This is a genomic window from Solidesulfovibrio sp. C21, assembly GCF_047785625.1.
Taxonomy (GTDB): domain Bacteria; phylum Desulfobacterota; class Desulfovibrionia; order Desulfovibrionales; family Desulfovibrionaceae; genus Solidesulfovibrio.
Genome location: NZ_JBLODY010000139.1, coordinates 1 through 4,420, shown reverse-complemented (window position 1 = coordinate 4,420; position 4,420 = coordinate 1). Strand labels below are relative to the sequence as shown.

Below are 4,420 nucleotides of genomic sequence, written 5' to 3'. Positions count from 1 at the left end.
TGGTCCTCCAGGACCTCATCCGTTCCCTGGAAGCCCAAAGCGACCGGAAGAACCAGACCGCCCTGCCGGGCTAGGGACAACTTCGAAAAAAAGTTGGAAGGAAGTGCGAGAGGGGAACCCTTTTTGGGAAAAGGGTTCCCCTCTCGCGCTCTCCCCTCCCAAAAACTTCTAACGGTGACAGGCTGTTATCGTTAAAAGTCTTTTGAAGGGGGCTCGGGGGAAACTTTTCTACAGAAAAGTTTCCCCCGTCTCTTTATCTACCCGCGGCGGATTTCCTTGACCACGCCGCCCCAGCCGACCTTGTAGGTGATGCCGCGCCAGGACATGGAGCCGGTGACGAAGGTGCGGCCAAAGCACCACGCCAGCATCAAGAACGTGGCCACATAACCCCGCAGCCAAGGGAGGATGCCAATCGGGCGCGGGCACAGGCCGCGATAGGCCAGCCCCAGCCCGAGAAAATCGGCGACGTAGACCAGCGTGCCCCAGCCAACCAGTGGGCTGGTCCAGCCGAAGCACCAGCCGAGGAGAAGGAGCGCCGCGAACACAGGCGGCGCGGACAGCACGAAGACCGCCAGGATCGACACCAGCCAGCCCGGGGGGATACAGAACTTGAGGTAAAGGAGCTGGCGCGTGAGCCAGTCGTCCCAATGCGAAAGCGGCACCCCGGCCATGGGCGTCTCCAGGCAGGCGGCGGCCACGGGCCAGGCAGCCACGCCGAAGCGGTGCAGATGCGGCCCCATGGAAAAATCGTCCACGATGTTCCTGCCCCACAACTCGACCAGGCCGAACCGGTCGAAGGCCTGGCGCGAGATGGCCATGGCCCCGCCCCAGGGCTGGGTGATGGCCCGGATGGGCTGGAGCAGGTGCAGGGCCATGCAGGTGTTGGCCATGCCGATGGTGGCGGTTTTGCCGTCTCCGGGCACGATCTTGTGGAAGCCGCTGGTCATGGGCGCGTCGCCCCGGATGATCGGCGCGGCCAGATTGGTGAAAAAATGGCGGTCGGCCACATGGCTCGAATCGCAGAAAACGAAAAGCTCGGCTGTTGCCGCCGCCCGGATGCCGGCCAGGATATTGTGGTTTTTCTGGCCGCAACGGGTGGCCGGCCCGGCCACGACCATAAGCACGCGCGGATCGGCCCCGGCCACACCGGCCACCAGGGCCGCGGCCGGATCATCGGCCGAGGCCGTGACGAAAACCGCCGTGAAATCGGGGTAATCCTGGTCCAGCAGCGAGGCGACGGCCTCGCGCATGCCCGGATGGTCGCCGGTGACCGGCACGATGACCGCCAGCCGGGGACAGGTTTCGGGCATGGGTTCGGGGCCGTCGCCGCCGCGCACATGCCGGCGGCCAAGCAGGTAGAGGGCCGTCAGCACGACAAGCTGCACGGCCATGACCGTAAACGCAAACGCCGTCACGAAGCCTCCTGGAAAATACGCGTCATCCCGGCCGGTGCGGCGTTTGGGCCGCGAGCCCGGAAGCGGAAGAACCGGGCGCCCTGCCGCCGGTTTTCAGTGGCACGCGGGTCGCATCGAGCTTAAGCTTGCTGCCGCCTTTGGTGGTCAGCACGCCGCAAATGGCGTTGCCCTTGGCGTCGCCCTCGAACACGTGCCCGCTGCCGTGGACCATGTACATATGGCCGTTAAAAATCGCGCCCACCACATGGTAGACATTGGTTTCGCCGGTCATGGCGTGGACCACCACCTCGGCCTTGACGTGGTGCCCGTCCTGCTCCACGCGGGCCTGCAAATCCGAGCCGTAGAGACTGCCGCGCCACAGGCCGGCCACGTCCGCCTCCCGGGCCATGGCCGTGCCGCACAGCGCGGCGAGAAGCAGCAACGACAGGGCAAAAGTCTTCATATGGGATGCCTCCGGCGGCCAGCATAGCCCCTGGCCCCATCGGGAAAGTCCAGGGAGAGGGCTTTACCCGGCCCTATGCGCCAACACCTGCGTGAACACGGCTTCGTGGCGGCGGACCATCGTTTCCATGGAGAATTGTTCCAGCACCCGCGCCCTGGCATTTTCCCCATACTGGCGGCGCAGGTCCTCATCGGCGAGCAGCCGGGCCATGTTCGCGCCGAGCGCCTCGGGATTGCGCGGCGGACAGAGCAGCCCGGTGCGTTCGGGCTCGACCGCGTCCGGGATACCGCCGACCGCCGTGGCCGCGACAGGTATGCCCATGCTCATGGCCTCCAGGAGCACGTTTGGCAAGCCCTCGCGCACCGAGGAGAGCACGACCACCGAAGCCTGTTGGAAAAACGGCCTGGGGTCGGGCGCGGCGGGATAGGTGCGGATGGCCCCGCGCACCGGGCTGCGGGTGGCAAGGGTGCGCACCCGGGTGCGAAGCGGCCCGTCGCCGACCAGCCACAACTCGGCCCTTGGCCGCTCGGCCACCGTGCGTTCGAAGGCCGTAAGCAGCGTTTCGTGGTCCTTGTCCTCGCAGTAGCGCGCCGGACACAGCACCACCTCGCGCACCGGGCGCAAATCCTCGGGCGGCGGGACGAAATACTCCGTGTCCACCCCGTTGGGGATGCAGGCGACCTTGGCCTCGGGCCGGCCCAGGCGGACGAGCGCGTCTTTCAGCGGCGCGGCGTTGACGATGTGGTGGGCGACGCAATTTTTAAGCCAGCGCTCGTGCTGGCGCTTGATGGCGCCGCCGCCCCGGCAGGTGCCGACCACGGCGGGAAGCCGTTGCAGGCGGCCGAACACCCGGCCCCAGATGTTGGGCACGGCGGTCAGCGGCACCAGCACGTCGGGACGGTCGGTCTTGAGCTTTTTCCACAACGCGCGAAGCGAAGCGGCCGTCACCTTGGGCGAGGCGGAAAGCCAGATCAGCGGAATGCCGGCCCGGGCGGCCTGGGGCGCGAAGTCCCGGCCGGCGGCCAGCATCCAGAACTCCGGGGCGAAACGGTCGCGATCGAGGCGCGCGGCCAACTCCAAAGCCTGCCGCTGGGTGCCGCCGAAAAAGAGGTCCTGCAGCAGGAAGACGATGCGCGCCGGATGCAACGGCTCGGCCATCAATACCCCATCAGCCCGCAGCAGCGCGTGCACGACGGCATGAGGCCCTCGGTGTGCAGGCTGGCCCGGAAGCGGCGGTAGGCCTCGCTGTTCCACAACTCGGTGATGGTGTGCTCGCGCACGTTGCCGACGATGTAGTCGTGGTAGTCGCGGCAGGGAGACATGTCGCCGTTGGAATCGAGCTCCACCGCCTGGTAGATGGAGATGCACTGGTTGTAGCCGAAGGTGGACTCGTGGTTGCTGTAATATTCCCTGAGGTTGTCCAGGCCCGTGATGTTGGGGATGATGTTGACGGCGGGATTCTTGAGTCCCTTGGAACGGCGCTTGACCTCGAGGAGCTGCTTGTTGAGCGTTTCGTAGTCCTTGATGGTCCAATCGCCGACCCAACCCCAATGCAGCTTGGGCGTGAACCCGAAACGGCGGGCGAAATCCTCGTCATGGGCCTTGGCGCTTTTCTCGTCGATCCACCAGGACAGATAATAGACAAAGAGGTCGACCCGGTCCTTGTAGGCCTCGTAAATGTCGACCAGGTGATGCACGTTGGCGCTCGATATGGTGCAAAGCGCGGCCACCAGGGGCAGCTTGGTCTTGTGGGCCTTCTTGGCTTCCTTGACGGCGGCCAAGGCTTCCTGAATGACCTTGTAGTTGTCGCCGCCCCCGGCCGCAGGACGGGCGGCGTTGTGAGTCTCGGCGTCGTGCCCGTCTATGGAGACCTGGAGCAGGAAAAGCGGGGCCGCGGCCAGCCGGTCGGCGGCGGGCACGAGCTTGGTGGCGTTGGTGACGATGGAGGTGGGCATCTTCAGTTCCGTGGCCCGTTCCACGATCTCCAGCCATCCCTTGTACATGGTCGGCTCACCGCCCCAGAGGTAGACCGAGGGATGGTGGCCGTTTCTGGCCAGGTCCTCCAGCAGCGCCAGATAGCGCTCGGGCGTGACTTCCTGCTTTTTGAGCTCCTTGAGGTTCTGCCCGTGCAGAAAACCGTGGTCGCCCCACTGCCCGCAGGTATGGCAGCGCAGGTTGCACATGTCGGTGATCCGGATGGAAAGCTGCCGGATGCTGCGGGCATGGCCGGTTTCGGCGTGGGGATTGAGCGCCGAAAAGAAAATTTTCTCTTTTTCCACGGCCGCCAGACGACCGGCCATCCAGGGATAGCGGCCGACCTTGAGGGCCTGTTTGATGATGGTGTCAAGCGCGACGCTGCTGCGTTTGCTCATGAAGCCTCCAATGCCGTGACGGCGAATGTCCGCTTACGCTGAAAAGGCGTCCGGTTCAACCCTCGGGGGAGGAAGGCAAAGGAGATGCGAGAGGGGGACCCTTTTTGAAAAAAGGGTCCCCCTCTCGCGCTCTCCCCTCCCAAAAACTTTTAACGGTGACGGGCTGTTATCGGGAAGAGTCTTTGGAAAGG

The 4,420-nt window shown here is 65.1% G+C and carries 4 protein-coding genes; all 4 read right to left on the bottom strand.

Going from position 1 to position 4,420, the window contains the following annotated elements; translation table 11 throughout:
* Positions 1-257: 257 nt before the first annotated feature.
* The 4 genes from ACMZ6R_RS20100 to ACMZ6R_RS20085 all read right to left on the bottom strand — a co-directional run bounded on the left by ACMZ6R_RS20100 (position 258) and on the right by ACMZ6R_RS20085 (position 4,229).
* Entirely contained in the window at positions 258-1,415 is a 1,158-nt protein-coding gene (locus ACMZ6R_RS20100; protein ID WP_416114732.1) for a glycosyltransferase, read from the bottom strand.
* 22 nt (positions 1,416-1,437) lie between these two features.
* Positions 1,438-1,857: a hypothetical protein gene (locus tag ACMZ6R_RS20095; protein ID WP_416114731.1), complete on the bottom strand. Its 420-nt coding sequence runs from the start codon at positions 1,855-1,857 to the stop codon at positions 1,438-1,440.
* A gap of 63 nt (positions 1,858-1,920) precedes the next feature.
* A complete protein-coding gene (locus ACMZ6R_RS20090) occupies positions 1,921-3,015 on the bottom strand; it encodes a glycosyltransferase (RefSeq protein ID WP_416114730.1) in 1,095 nt (364 codons plus the stop codon).
* Complete coding sequence (locus tag ACMZ6R_RS20085) at positions 3,015-4,229, bottom strand: radical SAM protein (RefSeq protein ID WP_416114729.1); 1,215 nt, start codon at positions 4,227-4,229, stop codon at positions 3,015-3,017. Before ACMZ6R_RS20085 ends, ACMZ6R_RS20090 begins: the two co-directional genes overlap by 1 nt.
* Positions 4,230-4,420: the final 191 nt, after the last annotated feature.

What these genes read in the sequence shown, in the direction of transcription:
- ACMZ6R_RS20085 (WP_416114729.1), bottom strand. Translation starts at nt 4,229, where the DNA reads ATGAGCAAACGCAGCAGCGTCGCGCTTGACACCATCATCAAACAGGCC.
- ACMZ6R_RS20095 (WP_416114731.1), bottom strand. Translation starts at nt 1,857, where the DNA reads ATGAAGACTTTTGCCCTGTCGTTGCTGCTTCTCGCCGCGCTGTGCGGC.
- ACMZ6R_RS20090 (WP_416114730.1), bottom strand. Translation starts at nt 3,015, where the DNA reads ATGGCCGAGCCGTTGCATCCGGCGCGCATCGTCTTCCTGCTGCAGGAC.